Consider the following 18,357-nt stretch of genomic DNA (forward strand, 5'->3'; position numbering starts at 1 on the left):
TAAATGCCTCAATTGCCCCCTGCACGCTTTTGCATGTCGTCCGATCCCGTCTTCCTGTCCCGGGCGGCTTTTACATTTTGATTGCCAAAATTATACGATAAGCTCAGTCTAAACTGTCGGCTGGGCCATTGAGATTTTACCGTCATATCCAAATCCTGATACGCTACCTTACCGTTGAATTTGTTGGTCCAAAAGATGTCGTTGACATTAAAACGGACCGTAGCTTTCTTGTTTAAGATCTTCTTTTGGATCCCCGCATTTACCATTCCCATCGGTTTGGCCTGGTACAATCCGTAAAAGCTTCTACTATTATACCAGCCCGATAGCTCTATGGACCAGTCCTTTGGCAATGAAAATTGATTATTTGCGTACATATTCCACGAAAGTTGCTTGATTTCTAGCGTCTCTTCGAGATAATACGAATTATAATGATTGTACATTCCCGTGAAATTGGTTTGAATACTCCACCATTTCTTTACTGGTATGGGCATCGATACCGTCAAACTAATATTGTCCTGTGTATCAAGGTTGTCGGGCGATACGTAGGTCTTATTTTCAGACGCTATTTGATGAGGTAACTCATCGGCTATTAAGTCCTTAATTCGACTGTAGGCGAGGGTCGTATTCAAAAAGCTTTTATAAACATGAATTAACTGAAACGAATTGGTGTATTGCGGTTTTAAGTTCGGATTACCTCTAGAAAAGGTGTAAGGGTCCAAATAATACTCAAAAGGATTTAAAGATTGATAATTTGGCCTGTCTATACGTCGGCTGAACGATAGGTTAAGTACGTTATTACTATCGAGTTGCTGGGAGAGGAATGCACTCGGGAAAAAGTTTAAATAATTCCGATCTTTCACTTGGTCGAGGGTGACTGAGTTGCCCACGGAGTGGGTATGTTCACCTCTTATCCCCAGCTGATATTTTAATTTCTTGGTCAGATTGCCATTAAAATTAAGATAGGCCGCATTGATATTCTCCGTATACAAAAACTGGTTGGAACGTTTAGGATCTAACTGCCAATCGTCGAGCTTAACTTCAAAAATCATATTATTGTCCGATTTGACATAGCTGGCCTTCAATCCCGTTTCTAGCTTACCCTTCCATAGGGGCTGGGTATAGTCCAGTTTGGCGACCCCAATTTGAATGGTGGAGGGCATATCGCTACGCACTAGGTCCGCTGAGCCATCCTGCTGCCCGTCTGGTAAAAAATAGCGGGTGTCCAAATTGCTGTTATTGGCTCCGTCGTAGATGACGTAGTCCACGTCCATAGTAAGTTCTTTGCCCTTGTCGTCGAACTGGTGCTTGAAATTGACATTGGCCGTAAGGTTATTTTTCTTGCTGCCGTTATAGACCTCCGTCTTAAAAGTCCTTTGAAGGGATAGGTCCTGATTTAAGATCCTCGTGTTGGTTTCACCAAAAGGATTGCCCCAGTCGTTGTGAAAACCAGATACCAGCACCCCCACGGTCGTTTTGTCGGTAATAGAATAGTCTAGGCCAGCCCGTACCGTATGGTACTTCGATTCTGACTTTCTTTCCGTTCTCTGATCGAATATGGTTACCTGGTCCTCGTAGGGGATTTTACGGTATATGTCGTTATTATTAAAACCCTGGTTATAAAAAGTGCTCAGACTGAGATACGAACTTATTTTTCCGGCCCGGTGGTTAATCGTCGCCGTTGCACTGGCTCTGGGGTACTTCGCATAAGCGATGCCCAGGTTAATGTTGCCATTGGTTCCGTAATTCTGGTTCTTTTTCATTTTGATATTAATGATCCCAGAATTTCCCGCCGCATCATATTTGGCGCTAGGATTGGTAATGAGCTCTATCTTCTCGATGTTGTCGCTGGGTGTGTTGCGTAGTAAGGCGATTAGCTCTTGTTGTGATAGATAGGTCTGCTTGCCGTCTATCTGAACGATCACCCCTTCCTTGCCTCTTAGCTTCAGCTGTTCATTCTGCTGGTCGACGGTTACCCCTGGTGCCCTTTCTAGAATCTCTAGGGCTGTGGCGCCCGCCGATACGATGCTGTTGGCCACGTTGACGATAGTCCGGTCAATTTCCTGTTCTATAAAGGGTTTCTTGGCTACTATATTCACTTCCTGCAACGATTCGCTGCTGGGGCTGAGCTTCAATATGGGCAGCTGCAGGCTTTTGCCTTTTAAGCGGAATGTTTCGCTGTACTGTTTGTTGTACCCCACCATAGAGGCCTGTACCAGATATTGGCCCTGCTCTACCGCATCGAACTGGTAGTGGCCCTCCTGGTCCGACACCACCCCTTTCACCAAGGTGGAGTCGCTGCCTTTCAAGAGTAGTACATTGACGAAAGGAAAAGGCTGGCTCTTTTCGTCCTGTAGGTGCCCACTAATTTCCGATTTTAGGTCGGCTTGGGCATAGGTTTTCGGGTTGAAGCATAGCATGGCTATGATCATTAAGGGGTAAAATTTCATGGCTAATAGATTCTGTTTCGATTACCTTGCTTTAGAACTAGCAAGCGTGCTTGCATTCCTTCGGCTTGTTTACATTGTAAAGGTAGGTACTTTGTATAGCATAGAACCTTTTAATACATAAATGGTTCGGATCTATTATAAATGGTCGAAACGATCATTTGCCCTTAAGGATACGATTAGGGCCTATAAGGTTGCATGTATTTAAAAAAATTATGAACAAATTGAGTAAACGGTAATCTGATCATTGGTTTACAGTGGGCTATGTGGTGAATTTTTTGCTGTACAGGTGTCAGTGGCATGCATGAGGATTTGTATTTTGAAGTTTTCCTTGGGGTTAGCGGCAAAAAATTAGTAAATAGTGCTTCTGAATTTATTTGAGACCCCCATATAATATGATTAATAAACTGTACGATACTTCTCTTGGCTTGCTTACCGACCTCTACCAGCTTACGATGGCCTATGGCTATTGGAAATCGGGAATGGCCGAAAAGGAGGCCGTTTTTAATTTGTATTTTAGGAAGCATCCCTTTCAAGGGGGATATACAGTAGCTTGTGGCCTCGGCAGTGTGATCGATTATATTAAGGAGTTTCGATTCGATGCGTCCGATTTGGCTTATCTGGCTTCCCTGGAAGGCAGCGACGGGAACCCCTTGTTCGAGCCCGCATTTTTAGAATACCTCGGAGCGCTACGGCTGGCCTGTAGCATCGATGCGGTGGCCGAAGGTACCGTCGTGTTTCCAAATGAGCCCATCCTACGCATTCAAGGGTCTATTTTACAGTGCCAACTGCTGGAGACCCCTTTGCTTAATTTGATTAATTTCCAGACGCTAATCGCCACCAAAGCGGCACGTATGCGACAGGTGGCTCAGGGGGATGTGCTCATGGAGTTTGGCCTGCGACGCGCCCAAGGGCCCGACGGGGGCATGACGGCCAGCCGAGCCGCTTATATAGGGGGCGTGGACGCCACCTCCAACGTGCTGGCCGGGAAGCTATACGGCATTCCTGTAAAAGGCACACATGCCCACAGCTGGGTGATGACCTTCGACTCGGAGCTGGAAGCCTTCGAAACCTATGCCCGTTATTTGCCCAATAACACCACTTTGTTGGTAGATACCTATGATACCATACAAGGTGTAAAAAACGCCATCGTGGTAGGGGAGAAGTTGCGAGAAAGAGGGCACGATCTTGGAGGGATACGGCTCGATTCGGGCGACTTGGCCTATTTGAGCATAGAGGCGCGCCATTTATTGGATGCGGCAGGGTTCCATACGACGCAGATTGTCGCTAGTAACGACCTCGACGAACATATTATGGACAGCCTCAAGATTCAAGGTGCTAAGATTAGCGTTTGGGGAATTGGAACTAAGCTGGTAACCGCCTTCGATCAGCCCGCCTTGGGTGGCGTTTACAAATTGGCGGCCATAAGAGATCCGGGTGGAGAATGGTCCTACAAAATAAAGCTATCGGAACAGGCGGTAAAAGTATCCACACCAGGTATTCAGCAAGTACGGCGTTACCGGGACAATGCGGGTTTTATTGCCGATATGATCTATGACATTCACAGGCACCATCCCCAAGAGGCCTCCATGGTCGATCCCTATGACTTTACCAAAATAAGGCAGTTCGACTCCGAAACGGAATTTGAAGAGTTATTGATGCCCATCTTTAAAGAGGGAGATTTGGTATATAGGCTGCCCAGTATAGAGGCGAGTAAGGCCCGTGTCCTGCAACAGCTCAGCTGCTTCCATCAGGGGGTGAAGCGCCTCGTTAATCCACATACCTATCCCGTAGGATTAGAAAAAGAATTGTTTGACATCAAAACGAACCTCGTCATACGAGCCAGGTCGGTGAGCAAATCCTGATATTCTTAATTCATGAACCATGGAAAATAACGCGCTACCCGATACTACTGTATTGCTGGCCTTGCTGACCTACCGTATGCCCTTTGGTAAATATAAGGATTGGCTCATTGCCGACTTGCCCGTTAGTTACTTGGAATGGTTCGAAAGGAAGGGTTTTCCAGCAGGAAAATTAGGAATGTTGCTGAGCACCATGTACGAAATACGACTCAACGACCTGATGTTCGTGATCGACGGCCTAAAGAAGCGCTATCCCAATGGGGCGGGATAGTCCTTGCTCAGACTTGTTCTTTCTTTTGGAAGCGGAAGCTATTATCATTATATATACTAGTTAAATAGTTTTTTTAATTATTCGGTTTGGCATCTTAAAATAATTGTAAAATAATTATCATGCATATTGACTAATTATTAACTTTACCAGTAAGCCTTAAAGTATATAAATTATTAGTATGTCTATTTATGGTGACCTCAATAATGAAAAATTAATACAACTGCTGGCGGTGGGTGATGGCTCGGCCTTTTCTGAGTTGTATAGGCGCAACTGGAAATCGATGTTCGATTCGGCTTATAAACGACTCTCCGATCGGGATTTATGTCAAGATATTGTCCAAAATATCTTTGTCGATCTATGGGAAAGGAAAGGCCAGGTAGAGATAGGAGACGTGGAAGCCTACCTGCATACTGCGGTGCGGTTCCAGGTCCTGAAGCAAATAACCCGAAAACCTGAAAAGTCGTATTTTCTTGACCAACTTCCGCAAACGCTCATTAGCACGCGCCATGCCGATGATGCAGTTATTTATAATGAACTGAATGGTTTGCTACAGGCTTGGATTAAAGCCTTGCCTCCTAAACGCCGGGAGATTTTTCTGATGCATTATTTTGAAGGTCGCAACACCTCTGAAATAGCTTCTAGTCTTGATATTTCACAAAAAACGGTTCAAAATCAACTTCACACGGCTACCCAAGGCCTCAAGGGTCATCTGACCAACATTTTGCATATATTGGTATGCTCTGCGCTTTGTTTTTTAGAATAGGCTTCTGGGCGAATCATCTGGTGGTTTTTTCGACTTTTGTAAAATTTTTTTAAAAATCTTTTGGGAGTTTTTTAATCCCTTGGTACATATAGATAGGAGGGTTGAAAAAACGTTCTCACGATCGTTTATCCTTAAGGGATGGTGGGTGCGTTTTGAGTCGTTCTAGAATAATACCGTATCAAAAGGGAAAGAAATGAGACCAGACCAGAACCGTGAAGAGTTGTTGAATATGATTCGGCGCTATGTAGCTGGTAAAGCCAGCGAGGAGGAACGGTCCTTTATAGAGCAGTATTACGATCGCTTCAATGAGCGGGAAAACATCCTGGAGCGAGCACAAGAGGAGGAGCTTAAGGAACTGGAAGATCGGCTCTTGGAGGGGATTCAGTATAAAATAAGTGAATCGGATGCTCCAATACATCGGCCTTTATGGCGCAGATGGGGGCTACAAGTAGCCGCTGGGCTGTTATTGGTGCTCGCTAGCATTGGGGTACTCTTGCTGCATGGCAGCCAGGTGGAGCAAAAGTCGGTGGCTCAAAAAGAGATTCCTACCGATTTTACCCCAGGGGGTAACAAGGCCATACTGACCCTCTCCGATGGGTCGACGGTGGTGCTGGATGCCGCCGCCACAGGGCAGGTAGCCGAGCAGGGACAAATGACCATCACAAAGACCGACGATGGACAGATCGTATATAATGGATCGAACGGTATAAGAGGCGATAGCAAACCGACTTTGAATAGGGTGAGTACGCCACCGGGAGGGGAGTATCGCATTTTGCTGCCCGATGGTACCAAGGTATGGCTCAATGCCATGTCCTCCATGCAATACCCTACTTTTTTTGCCGGTAACGAAAGGAGGGTCACTATCACCGGAGAGTGCTATTTTGAAGTAGCTCCCAATAAGGAGCAGCCTTTTATAGTGAATGTGAACGGCCAGCAGGAGATCATCGTAACCGGCACGACTTTCAATGTAAATGCTTATAATAATGAGCGCTTTGTGCGAACGACCCTAGTCGAAGGAAAGGTGCGGGTGGCCGGAAAAGGCCATACTTCTAATTCTGAACGGGTATTGAACCCTGGAGAGCAGTCGATACTCGCAAAAACGGGTAGGATGAAAGTCAAAACCGTAGACATAGAGGAGGTTGTTGCTTGGAAAAACGGATTGTTTCAGTTTCGAAATAGCAGCCTGCCGTCGGTGATGAATCAGATAGCCCGCTGGTATAATGTGTCGGTCGAAATAGCCGACGGGGTTCCCAAAAAGACTTTTACAGGTAAAATTCATCGAAATGTGAAGGCTACCCAAATATTAGACATATTGAAATTTGCAGGGATTAACTTCCGAATAGAGCCTGCAGCCAATTCGGAAACGACAGGTAAGATTGTCGTCATTCCCTGAAACGATAAGTTATTGATTACTCCTAACCCTTAATTGTATCATGTATAAAGCTATACGAGCGCCGTAACGAGCTGGTAGGGTCATTAAAAAAGCCGCAGACGTGTTCTCAGCACGACTACGGCAACAAAATGAGCCGTACAATACCCCATAGGTTGGCTCAGCCCACCTATGTCTTTCTAATACAGTATCAACTCAAATCTTGTAAATGTAATGATTTTCCAACCGAAAAGGAAAGCCACTTCTCGTGGGGGCTGGCCGACCATGCTATGGGCACTCTCTAGACTTCTATCCTATAGAATGCCTGTGGTGACAAAAAAGAAATTGCTTATGCAACTGAAATTGGTGACATTTTTTTTGACTGTCGTTTTAGTCAAAGTGGAGGCCACAGGATTCGCTCAGAAAATTACGGTCAAGCAACGTAATGTGAAAGTAGAACAAGTGCTGCAACAAATAGAAAACCAAAGTGGATACGTGTTTTTCTATAATAATGCCGATCTACAGGATGTCAAGGTCAATGTAAACCTGAAGGACGCCAGCGTAGAACAGGCATTACAGCAATGCTTTAAGGATTTGCCTTTTAGCTATAAGATCGTCGAGAAAAATATAGTCATTCGCAAAACACAGGCCTTGGTAACGCCCAAATCCCAACCGGAACTTTCTCCCACGCTCACCGAAAAACAGGTGACCGAAAGGCAGATACAAGGGACGGTACTGGATGATACCGGCGAGGGGCTTCCCGGAGTAAGTATCTTGGTAAAAGGAACCAGCAAGGGAACGCTTTCCGATGTAGAGGGTAAGTGGCAGATGTCGATTCCCGACGAAGGTGCTGTATTGGTTTTTAGCTTTGTGGGATTCAATAGCCAGGAAATAGAGGTGGGCAACCAGACGAACCTAGCCGTTACTATGTCGGCCGACATAAAAGGACTTGAGGAACTGGTGGTAGTAGGGTACGGAACCCAGAAGAAAGTGAACTTAACAGGAGCCATTTCCTCAGTGAATAGTGAGGACCTGAACAACCAGTCGGCTTCCAACTTATCCAATACCATAGCCGGTAGGGCACCGGGAGTGAACGTGACCAATACCTCAGGACTGGCAGGGGCCACCTCTAGCATCCGGATGAGAGGTAGCTTTGGCGACCCTTTGTTTGTAATCGATGGCATTGTTCGCGACAAGGAGGCTTTCGACATGCTCGAAGCGGCTGAAGTGGACCAGTTAAGTTTCCTTAAAGATGCAGCAACGGCCTCTATCTATGGCTCTAGAGCCGGCAATGGGGTGGTGATGGTGACCACCAAGTCGGGACAGAAACAGAAGCCTACTTTTAACTTTCAGTCCAACTATACCACGGGCCGCCCTACCCAAACATTGCTTTCGGACCTTACCACGGCAGAGGATGAATTGATTTATCAGAATAGAGTGGCGGAGTTCAGAGGGACTACCATCCCCAATGGCCCGACGGAGTTTGAATATTTTAAAGATAAAAAATACAACGTAAACGATTTTATATGGCAAAACCCTTACAGTCATAGACAGTCCCTGAGTGTGTCAGGTGGCGATAAGAAATTTACCTACTACTCTTTGCTGAGCTATAGGGGAGAGGAAGGATCCTACAAGAGCTTAGAGCATGGGAAATTCAATATGCGCTCTAACGTAACCGCTCAGATCACCGACGATATCAAGGTAAACTTGAATCTGTCGGCTACTCAACAGAACCACGATCGCTTCTACTGGCCCTTTACCGGTGAAGACGACTTCGATGTGTCCGATCTTTATAGGGTGACCTTCAACTGGCCCAAAACATTCCCTTTCTACACCGAAGCCGATGGTACGCCTGTTAACCATGTGACGGACTACCCCGTGCAGACGCCCATGGGAAGCTGGCAGGCATGGAGTGTGATCGACCAGGTGATTGGCGATCGTTATATCAAAACCCGTCGCCGGAATATGAACTCTATTCTCTCGGTCGATATCAAGCTGGACAAACTTATTCCGGGTCTATCTACCAAAATAGTGGGGAACTATCTGGGGGAGGATTATATGCGTAAGAAATACCTGACTTTTCAGAAAAACTATGTGTTTAACCAAGCCGATCCCAATGGAAATCGGTTTATCCCTGCCGCTCCTGACGAAAACAAAACGAATATCTTTACCTTCAGCCAGAACCAACCCTTCCTCAGTCAGGAGATCCGTACGGGATGGAGCTATCAGTTCGACTGGTTTGCCCAATACTCCCGGAGTTTCAACAAACATGGCGTAGAAGGATTGGTCGTGTTTGAGCAAGCCGAAAATGGCGGCTATGGTACCTACGCCAAGTTGGAAGCTCCGCTTACTTCTTATGACCAGTCGTTCGTTTATTCTAACGATACGGAACGCCGTAACGGGAATCTTTGGCAGTCTGTGGGGGCACGTCAGTCCTGGATAGGTCGCTTCAATTATAATTACGACAGCCGATATATCGCCGAATTCTCTTTCCGATATGATGGTAACACCCTCTTTCCACAACATAAAAGATGGGGCTTTTTCCCGTCGGTATCGGCAGCGTGGCGCCTCTCTGAGGAATCGTTTATCAAAGACAAGACCTCATTTTTCGATGACTTAAAGCTGAGGGCCTCTTACGGTACTACGGGTAATGACCTGGATGTATACAATAATAGAATTTCTGCCTTTGCTTATAACGATGTGTACCAGAATTCGGGTAGCTATATGTTTGGCGACAAGCTCTATCAGAGCATTGCTCCCGGAGCCACCCCTAACCGTAACCTTACCTGGGCTACTTCCACGACCTATAATGTCGGCCTAGACTTTGGAATGCTCAAAAACAGGTTGTATGGAACCTTGGATATGTTCTTAAAGGAAGAAAAGAATATTTTGGGCTCGCGTTTGGTGACCCTGCCCGATAATTATGGCCAGGGACTAGCCCCAGAAAACTATGCCGCTCGGTCGTGGAGAGGTGGGGAACTCTTTGTAGAATGGCGCGACAAAGCCCTCGATAATAAGCTGAATTACTCCGTATCGGCCAACTTGGGTTATGCCATCGACCGTTGGGATATCCTCGATCAAGGACTCGCCTACCAGCCAGGAGGGAACCGTTTTTTTCAAAGCCAGATCGGTCACCCCGCCAACCGGATCATCGGGTTGAAGACCCTTGGGATGGTCCGTACCCAGGATCAATTGGACGGACTGCTTGAAAGTGGCCTCAAACAATATGGTCGTGATCCTTATTTGGGAGGTCTCTATTTTGAAGATGTACGCGGTGACGGCTATGCTCCGGGACCCGACGGAAAGATAGACGGCAACGATATTCAGGTGTTGTCCAATAATGGAGCGCCACGTATCAACTATGGTTTTGGACTTAATCTGTCCTATCAGGGACTATCACTCAATGCCCACTTCCAGGGTGTAGGAGCTTACGACCGGATCATTAGCAACCAAGAAGGTGCCGGGATGCGTCAGCATGGTGGGTCGGTAAGGCCTTACTACCCGCTGTGGGCCGGTGACGTATGGACTCCCGAAAATCCCGATGCCGCTTATCCTCGTCCTATCGGACAAAACTGGTATGAGTCGGGAACAGGGGCAACCTCGTTTTGGATTCGGAATGGAGCCTATATGAGACTGAAAAACTTAAACATCGCCTATAATATTCCTTCGAAGTGGGTGGCTAACCTTAAGCTGGTAAGTGCACAGGTGTATGTGAATGGTACCAATCTTTTCGCCCTGTCGGCACTCAAGGAATTCCATGACCCAGAACAATTGAACTACGATTCGTTTCCGGTTATGAAGACGTTCACTGTAGGAATTGACTTTAAATTTTAATACATATCAAAATGAGAAAGGTACTAATATTAATGATATGGCTGTCGGGGACGATGTTCTCATGCCAGGATGTACTCGAGATAGAAGATATTAATAATTATAATCCAGAATTGGTATGGAATGATGCCAACTTGGCCAATGCCTATATGGCCAATTTGTATCCCATGTTTGGCAACTGGAACCCTTCTGCTGATGCATTTAGCCAGCAAATAGCGGGAATTCCGTTTTATTCGGATCGTGTGACCATTACCAACGGGGAGTTTAAGCTTTGGAACTACACCCGAATCAGGCTGATCAATCAGGCCATCGTAGAAGTGAACCAAGGTAATCTATCGGAAGCCGATAAGCAAAGTATTATGGCACAGGCACTGTTTATGCGTGCTTACACTTATTTCGATATGGTGAAGTACCATGGTGGTGTTCCCTATATTACCATTCCACAAGACCGGTATGAGGACGACTTGTTCGTAAAACGCAACACGACCAAAGAGTGTTTTGACCTGATGATTAAGGACCTCGACGATGCCATCGCCATGTTGCCGACGAAAATCGCTCCTGGTTCCGACGATTATGGTAAAATAGATGGAAGTTTTGCCTTAGCCTTTAAAGCCAAAGTGTTATTGTATATGGCCTCCCCTCAGTTCAATCCTACCAATCCATGGTCCAATGCCTACTGGCAGCAGGCCTATTCGGTCAACAAGGAGGCTTATGAGTCTTTGGGGGCACAAGGTTACCGCCTCGTGGACGACTATAGCCAGATAGCCCTTTCAGAAAAGGGGCCAGAGGCCATATTTACGGTGATCAACTCTTATCCCAATAAAACGGCCTCTTGGGATCATGGCGTAAGGCCTGGTTCCGAAAGTCGTGGACCTGCCTGGGCGGTACCCACGTGGGAATTTGTAAAAGAGTTTCCTATGAAGGATGGTAAGGCCTATAACGACCCTAGTGGTGCATATTTTCAAACCGACGCCGAATTCTTGCAGAATTTTTGGAGCAACAGAGACCCTCGCTTTATGCAATCGGTGGTGTGGAATGGGAAAAGTTACCCGGTCTCAGGCAAAACTGATAAGCGCCAATATACCGCCCTGGGTATAGCTCATGAGCTAGACGATTATGGCATTAACCCCGATGCTGGGGTGAACTCCACCAACCTCGATCGGTATACTGGCTTCTTTATTGTAAAAAATAGCCTTCTTAAGCTCGCTCAGGCCGAGGTGCAGCAGTACGATGTCGATTACGTATTGATGCGCTATGCCGAAGTGATGCTCAACTATGCAGAGACTGCCAACGAAACGGGACATATGGATGAGGCCATCCAGATATTACAGGCCATCCGGGCCAGAGCCGGTATTGAGCCCGGTGACGACGGCTACTATGGTATCGATGCCAGTAGTAAAGAAGCCCTCAGAGAGGCCATCCTGATGGAACGCAATATCGAACTGTGCTTCGAGGGGCATCGGTTCTGGGACTTGCGCCGCCTGCGCATGCTCGACCGCCTCAATGGAACCACCAAGCATGGCGTAGAAGCCATAGCGGTGTTGCCCAATGGTCAAAATATGCCTATGGGCGATGCCCGGGCCCAGGCCGACCAAAACTTGTTGGTAGAGAAGGATTTTAAATATTCGGTATTACAAGTTCCTCGCGCCGGGGTACAGATCAACGTGGTGCCGGAAACCTATTATTTCTTCCCCATTCATCAAGATGTGCTCGACAGAAACCCAAGCCTAGAGCAAAATAATAATTGGGGCGGGAGCTTTAATCCTACTTTGGAGTAGATTTCCTAGTTAATTGCCCATAGAAAAGGCCTTCCAATTCGTTTGGAAGGCCTTTTCTATGGGTGTTACTTACCACAAGAATCCTATTTCTTTTCGGGCATCAGCACTACCTTAATATAGTTCTTTTCGTTGAAATACTTTTTGGCGGCTGCTTCAGAGCTTTTTACCGTTACAGAACTTAGTAATTCGTCTTGGCGATAGAGCTCGTCGAGGTCGTCACCAATAAAGGTGTTGGTGTCGATGTAGTTGATCCAGAAACCGTTGGTCTTGGTAGCGACCTCTAGCTTGCGCCTGGTTTCGGCCTTAAATTTCTCCAGATCTTGTGGGTCGGCGCCATTCGTCTTAATTTTACCGATCTCCTCCATGGTCCGTTTAACGAGTTTCTCTACATTTTCGGGGCCACAGCCAAACTGAACAGAAATTCTGTAATGACCTGTCGGGAACTTATCGGTGCTCTGCGATACGCCTACGCCATATACGCCACTTTCTTCCTCCCGTAGCGACTCGATTAGCTTAATTTGCAAGGCTTCCTGCAAGGCTTCCAGCTGTATATTGTTTTCGGGACTGTAGTCGTAAGTGCCACTAAAGACCATCGATACCCTACTTTTGGGTTCTAAGCCTTTGTAAACTGTCTTTTCTATACGACCCGCTGGTGGGAATATGTTGGGGTGCTTGTAGCTGTCGTCTCGGTCGGTAGAGGGTAGCCCGCCCAGGTACTTCTCAAGCATAGGCTTGATTTGCTGGATGTCGAATGCCCCAACGATAGTGAATACGAAATCGGAGGCATCCGAGAATCGGTCGTTATAGATCGTCATCGCCTTATCCAAGTCTACCTTGTCTATGTTTTCGGGTTTTAAGGGGGCACGGCGTGGGTCGTGGTTGGTCAGGACGGCGTTAAGCGAATCGCCAAATATTTTCTCTGGCGTTAAGGTCTTCTGCATATTTTCGAGGTAAGCCTTTTGGTTGGCCAACATGCCGGCCACCAGTTCGGCGTCCTTACGAGGTTCCGTAAAATACGCATATATCAGGCTAAGGGTAGTCTCTAGATCCTTAGGGCTGGTGCGACCGTTAATTCCCTCACTCAATTCGTTTACATAGGGTCCTCCTTGGGCAGTTTTGCCGGCCAGGAATTTCTGTAGCTGGGTTTGGTTATAAGGACCTACCCCTGCCGACTGTACCAAATAGCTTGTAAACATTCCGGTTTCTCGGTCATTAGGGAACAGGGAGTAGCCGCCTTTTCCAGTGGCTTTAATGAGGATCTCGTCATTTTTAAAATCCGTAGGTTTTAGCAATACTTTGACTCCATTGGACAGCACCAACTCGGTAATCTTGGCTTTAGAAATCACTTTTTCACTCACTACCTTTCCGGCTACGGGCTCCTTAGGAAGCAAAGGAGCGTCCAGGGCGTCGTCCACATAGGCCGTTACATCCTTACCCGCCGACGACACGATTTCCTGTATCTGCTCTTCGGTAGGGAGTTGTTCTTTCCCTTTTTCTGGAGCCATCAGCACCACCGACCGGTTGCTGTCGGTGATATACGACTTCGCCAAAGCGTTTACCTCTTCCAAGGTGATAGAGCCTAGATGTTTCTGTGCGAATTGGTAAAAACCTTCGGCGCCCATAAAGGCATTATCGTGCAAGAAATGGTCGATATAGGCTTGCACATGGCTGGCCGACTTGGTCTTGTCTTTTTCTTTAAACTGCTGCTCAGCCGAGGTCATAAAATCCTGCTTGGCCCTGTCGAGCTCCGCTTGGGTGAAGCCGAATTTCTGCACCCGTACATTTTCCTGCACCACGGCGGCGATGGCTCCGGGTAGTGATGCCGCATCTTTGGCCAGGGCTATGGAGGTATAGGAGTCTAGTCCTCCGAGAAATTCGCCATATTGGCTCGATCCGTATAGGAATGGCGGGTTGGGCTTTTGGGTGAGCTCTTGGATCCTTTGCCCAATCATGGCGTTGTATAGCGATTGGGTCATATGGTTTTTGGCATCTAGCAGGGTGAGTTCCTTTTGGCCAGGAAGCTTGTAGATTAGCTGCAGCACATATTGAGGATATTCGGGGTCGGTCACGATGGCCGTGTTGTTCTGCCCGTCTAGTTTTATTTTATAGTCGATACGCTCCTTTATCTGGGCAGGAGGGGTCATAGAGCCAAATTTGTCCTGGATCATTTTCTCTACCTCTGCAGGGTCAAAATCTCCTACCGCTATCACGGCCATTAGGTCGGGGCGGTACCAGTCCTTGTAAAACGACTTGAGCACCTCTGGTTTAAAGCTTTTGAGGATGCTGTCCTTGCCGATGGGTAGGCGGTCGGCGTAGCGCGAATTGTTGAGGATACGCTTTAGATACTGATCCCTCATGCGCTGCTGAGCACCACGGCCCAGTCGCGACTCTTCCAATACCACACCTCTTTCTTTTTCTATTTCGCTGTTTTCCAATAGGGCGTCATGCGACCAGTCTTCCAATACCTGAAGGCCCTTGTCGAGCAGCCCAGCGGAGTCGGTAGGGATGGGGAGCATGTACACCGTTTCGTCGAAGCTCGTATAGGCATTTAAGTCGGCCCCAAAACGAACCCCCGTTTTTTGCAAGAAGTTTACCAGCTCGTTTTTTGGGAAGTTTTTGGTGCCATTAAAATTCATATGCTCCATAAAGTGAGCCAGGCCCTGCTGCTGATCCGTTTCCAAGATTGAACCCGCCTTGATCACCAGGCGAAGTTCCGCGCGGTTTTCTGGTTCCTTGTTCTTACGGATATAGTAAGTGAGCCCGTTTTTGAGCTTTCCTATCTTGACACTCGGATCTAAAGGGATCTTTTCTGTGGCCAAGTTCTGCCCCATACTTAGCTGTGGAGTCATAAAACCCAGCATTAGGAAATAGATTCCATAAAATGGCTTTTTCATCTGGTCTATTGTTGATAGATTAAAAATGTGTGGCGAAATATATGGGTATTGTCCAATACTTCAAAATTAATATTGTAAAACTAAATGTGCGGTAAGATTCTGATGATTTACAAATTGATTCAAATTTGTTTGTATGGAGGCATATGTAATGTTGGTTATAAACTGTAAATAGGCTAATCTATTTCGTAACAGCAGCATTTTTAGTAACCGATGGAATAAAGTTGTGCAGGAGTATGCGGTATGGATGAGGCCTTGAAACTAGGAAGTAGAGGCTCCAGCGGTTGTCGTCACCAAATGCTCCACCTACACCGATCGACGGAAACAAAAAGGAACGAGTACCCTCTTGGATATTTTTAAAATTTACATATTATTGTGATGTCACCGGTGGTTTGTGGGGGGGATGTAATACCAATTGGATGAAGGAAATAGTAGACATAGAAGCAAGGAAACCGATTTGGTTGGCCCTATCTGATTTTTATCTAGATACAGAGCTTCATGAATCCTGCTTTAGGCATCTGGCTTTAAAAATTTTAGAAAGCCCATATTCCTTCGAAAAAATTAGGGAGATCGATCAATATGAAGTATTTCCGGTACTCCAGCCCAATCTAATGAGTAGTGCCGGCGAATGGGCTGGGTTTGACAAGGAATGGTTGATCCACCGCATTACAGAGTCGCTAGCCAAACGAAAGTGGTACACAAAAATCTTAGTCGAAAACCTGTATCCGACTTTTAAGGGTATTGGCAGTGGCAACTGGAAAAGCCTAGAGGAGATTTATTGGGAGGTCAAATCGGGTCATTAAGCTAAATTGTTTAGAGATGTGACTTCAGGGGGGAGCAGATAATCTACTCCCCATAAAGATGTAAATAGGGGTATTTGAATAGCTGATTTTCTTTCTACTTTAAGGAGTTCGCCTATGGAAATGAAATTGGCATTAATTTCAAAGTCTGTTCGTTTTTCTGTGCCTGCCTTTCCGAAGTACTTATAGCCACATTGCCCTAAGTTTTAAATACCTCAATGAGGACCATTTTTGGCATTTACAGCCGATGGTTGACAGTTTGTAGACAACCGTTTACTCAATACTAAAATTTATTTGCGGGTACCTAGCTGTGTGCTGATATTATGTAGATATATTTACAAAATATTAAGTTCGTGTTGAAGTGTTGGGTAGTGTAAAATGGTCAATAAAATTGGCTGTTTTTGTCGTTTTGAGCGTTAATAAGTATAGGGTTGTGGTTTTTAATTATCAAAAATACCTACGAAAGCTGATGAAACAATGACTTACACGGTGTCCTTTCGAGTCGGTCGTGGCCGAAGTCGAGTAGGAAGGTGGGAGGCTGTTAATCGTGCCAATGGCTATAGTTTCGATTCGTATACCTGCTGTAATCCACTCAGGGGTTATGTTGGTAACACGGCGTTCTATACTCAATTGGCATATATCAGAAACCATATAATTTAATAACGATAGTGAATGAATATACTGTCCCTTATGCGCTCACTGACTTAGTTTCAGCGCTCATCCATAAAGATTTAAAAAACAATTCATGAACAAACTGTACACAATCCTTTTTATAGCTTTATTTAGTATAAAGGGCTATTCACAAATTCACTTCGAAAAGGGCTACTTAATCGATAATGATAATCAAAGAATTGAATGTTTAATTAAGAACATGGAATGGGAAAATAACCCTACCAAGTTTGACTACAGACGCTCCGTGGAGAGCGAAACATTAACGGCCACCATCGATAACGTGAAGGAGTTCGGTGTAAGTGGGGAATTCAAGTATATCAGAAGTAAGGTGAAGCTGGACCGATCCAGCCAAAGTATGGCTTCATTGAGCGATCAAAAAAGTCCAGAATTCTCTGAGGAAGAAGTGTTTCTGAAAATATTAGTGGAAGGAGCGGCAAATTTGCTTGCTTATAAAAACACGAATCTGGATAGATTTTTTTATAGTAAAGATAATTCTAATATAGAGGCATTAGTATTTAAGTTATATAGGACTGAGGATGGAAAAGTTGATGCCAATGTTGGATATAAACAACAGTTATTGGCGGAATTGACGTGTCCACAATTTACAATAGAGAAAGTTAAAAAATTGAGTTATGGACGGAAGCAATTGGTTCGTTTTTTTGTAGAATTCAATGCGTGCAATAACCGAGAATATACCAATTATGATTCCAAGCCGCATCGGGATATGTTCAATTTGAATATTCGGCCAGGGCTTAATTTTACCGCTCTTTCCATCAAAAATACCCTTACCGACTACGGTAAAATCGATTTTGATAGAAAGCTGTCCTTTAGATTAGGGATTGAGAGTGAATTTATTCTGCCCTTCAATAAGAACAAATGGGCTATTCTCGTAGAGCCTACCTTTCAATATTTCAAAGCTGAAAAGATAGAAAAATCAGAAAAGGCTACTATTGACTATAAGTCCATAGAGTTGCCGATTGGATTAAGGTATTACATCTTCCTGAATGATCAGTCGAAGCTATTCATTAATGGATCTATTATTTTTGATTTTAGAAGTAACTCAAAAATTAGCCTGAATAATTTAAATTATCTAGACATTAGTAATGCGTCCAACTTTGCAGGCGGTATAGGGTATAAGTATCATGATAAGTTTAGTCTTGAGTTAAGGTATCAGACCAGCAGGAATATTTTGAGGGAGTATACGTTTTGGGATTCGCAGTATCAGACGGTATCGCTTATTTTGGGTTATAGTCTTTTTTAAAGGCCGGGCCCATTAGGCCTTTACTTAATCCATTTATCTACCATCATTTTGTGCGTTAAGGGTATACGAAATGATGGTAGAATTCAAGTAGTGAGGAGCATACTTTCTCTATTTAAAATTTTATCCCTCATCTTTACAACCAACTTTCAATAAGGTGAGTCACACAGAAGAAGCCTGGTAAATGGCGATAGTTTCCATTCCTTGCTAAATTGGATATTCTGGAGCATGCTGGGCTCTTCGTCAATTTTGGTGAAACAATATCAATAAACTACACATTATTTTGCTATTGTTACCCCACTTCCCTTTTTGAATACCAGCCCCATTCTGTCAATTAATTTATAGGACTGACTGGGTTTATAATCCACCCCAAACTGTTCTTTTATTACCTTAAGAATACCAGGGCCTGACCACCTTT

At 45.3% G+C, this 18,357-nt stretch carries 11 protein-coding genes; 8 read left to right on the plus strand and 3 right to left on the minus strand.

What is annotated here, in order from left to right:
• Window positions 1-8: 8 nt before the first annotated feature.
• Entirely contained in the window at window positions 9-2,447 is a 2,439-nt protein-coding gene (locus CLV98_RS19480) for a TonB-dependent receptor (protein WP_109677114.1), read from the minus strand.
• A 392-nt stretch (window positions 2,448-2,839) separates the two neighbouring features.
• On the opposite strand from CLV98_RS19480, the gene CLV98_RS19485 reads away from it, so the two are divergent.
• From CLV98_RS19485 to CLV98_RS19510, 6 genes are all read left to right on the plus strand, one after another.
• The gene (locus tag CLV98_RS19485; protein WP_109677116.1) at window positions 2,840-4,309 is read left to right on the plus strand and encodes a nicotinate phosphoribosyltransferase; all 1,470 of its coding nucleotides are present in this window, start codon (window positions 2,840-2,842) and stop codon (window positions 4,307-4,309) included.
• Window positions 4,310-4,328: 19 nt separating this feature from the next.
• Window positions 4,329-4,577, plus strand: a complete 249-nt coding sequence (locus CLV98_RS19490; protein WP_109677118.1) for a DUF3820 family protein — start codon at window positions 4,329-4,331, stop codon at window positions 4,575-4,577.
• A 178-nt stretch (window positions 4,578-4,755) separates the two neighbouring features.
• Entirely contained in the window at window positions 4,756-5,340 is a 585-nt protein-coding gene (locus CLV98_RS19495) for an RNA polymerase sigma factor (RefSeq protein ID WP_109677120.1), read from the plus strand.
• A 193-nt stretch (window positions 5,341-5,533) separates the two neighbouring features.
• The gene (locus tag CLV98_RS19500) at window positions 5,534-6,733 is read left to right on the plus strand and encodes a FecR family protein (RefSeq protein WP_109677122.1); all 1,200 of its coding nucleotides are present in this window, start codon (window positions 5,534-5,536) and stop codon (window positions 6,731-6,733) included.
• Window positions 6,734-7,060: 327 nt separating this feature from the next.
• Complete coding sequence (locus tag CLV98_RS19505) at window positions 7,061-10,543, plus strand: SusC/RagA family TonB-linked outer membrane protein (protein ID WP_109677146.1); 3,483 nt, start codon at window positions 7,061-7,063, stop codon at window positions 10,541-10,543.
• An 11-nt stretch (window positions 10,544-10,554) separates the two neighbouring features.
• Window positions 10,555-12,318 (plus strand): RagB/SusD family nutrient uptake outer membrane protein, encoded by a 1,764-nt coding sequence (locus tag CLV98_RS19510; RefSeq protein WP_109677124.1) that lies wholly within the window; start codon window positions 10,555-10,557, stop codon window positions 12,316-12,318.
• An 83-nt stretch (window positions 12,319-12,401) separates the two neighbouring features.
• On the opposite strand, the gene CLV98_RS19515 is transcribed toward CLV98_RS19510, so the two are convergent.
• On the minus strand, window positions 12,402-15,212 hold the full coding sequence (locus CLV98_RS19515) for a M16 family metallopeptidase (protein WP_109677126.1): 2,811 nt from the start codon (window positions 15,210-15,212) through the stop codon (window positions 12,402-12,404).
• A 416-nt stretch (window positions 15,213-15,628) separates the two neighbouring features.
• Here CLV98_RS19515 and CLV98_RS19520 point away from each other — a divergent pair, with 416 nt between their 5' ends.
• Window positions 15,629-16,012 carry a DUF7079 family protein gene (locus CLV98_RS19520; RefSeq protein WP_109677128.1) on the plus strand — a complete coding sequence of 128 codons (384 nt, stop codon included), beginning with the start codon at window positions 15,629-15,631 and terminating at the stop codon, window positions 16,010-16,012.
• Between the two features lie 868 nt (window positions 16,013-16,880).
• Window positions 16,881-17,942 (plus strand): outer membrane beta-barrel protein, encoded by a 1,062-nt coding sequence (locus CLV98_RS19525; RefSeq protein ID WP_158281298.1) that lies wholly within the window; start codon window positions 16,881-16,883, stop codon window positions 17,940-17,942.
• A 275-nt stretch (window positions 17,943-18,217) separates the two neighbouring features.
• Here the strand turns inward: CLV98_RS19525 and CLV98_RS24220 are convergent.
• On the minus strand, window positions 18,218-18,357 hold a 140-nt coding region (locus tag CLV98_RS24220; protein ID WP_146202311.1), incomplete at its 5' end, for a helix-turn-helix domain-containing protein.

The sequence above is a fragment of the Dyadobacter jejuensis genome (assembly GCF_003149085.1).
GTDB classification, from domain to species: domain Bacteria; phylum Bacteroidota; class Bacteroidia; order Cytophagales; family Spirosomataceae; genus Dyadobacter; species Dyadobacter jejuensis.

Bases quoted from the DNA above. Each gene is read 5' to 3' on its own strand.
- CLV98_RS19490 (WP_109677118.1), top strand. From the start codon at position 4,329: ATGGAAAATAACGCGCTACCCGATACTACTGTATTGCTGGCCTTGCTG.
- CLV98_RS19485 (WP_109677116.1), top strand. From the start codon at position 2,840: ATGATTAATAAACTGTACGATACTTCTCTTGGCTTGCTTACCGACCTC.
- CLV98_RS19500 (WP_109677122.1), top strand. From the start codon at position 5,534: ATGAGACCAGACCAGAACCGTGAAGAGTTGTTGAATATGATTCGGCGC.
- CLV98_RS19525 (WP_158281298.1), top strand. From the start codon at position 16,881: ATGGAATGGGAAAATAACCCTACCAAGTTTGACTACAGACGCTCCGTG.
- CLV98_RS19505 (WP_109677146.1), top strand. From the start codon at position 7,061: ATGCAACTGAAATTGGTGACATTTTTTTTGACTGTCGTTTTAGTCAAA.
- CLV98_RS19495 (WP_109677120.1), top strand. From the start codon at position 4,756: ATGTCTATTTATGGTGACCTCAATAATGAAAAATTAATACAACTGCTG.
- CLV98_RS19520 (WP_109677128.1), top strand. From the start codon at position 15,629: ATGAAGGAAATAGTAGACATAGAAGCAAGGAAACCGATTTGGTTGGCC.
- CLV98_RS19515 (WP_109677126.1), bottom strand. From the start codon at position 15,212: ATGAAAAAGCCATTTTATGGAATCTATTTCCTAATGCTGGGTTTTATG.
- CLV98_RS19480 (WP_109677114.1), bottom strand. From the start codon at position 2,447: ATGAAATTTTACCCCTTAATGATCATAGCCATGCTATGCTTCAACCCG.
- CLV98_RS19510 (WP_109677124.1), top strand. From the start codon at position 10,555: ATGAGAAAGGTACTAATATTAATGATATGGCTGTCGGGGACGATGTTC.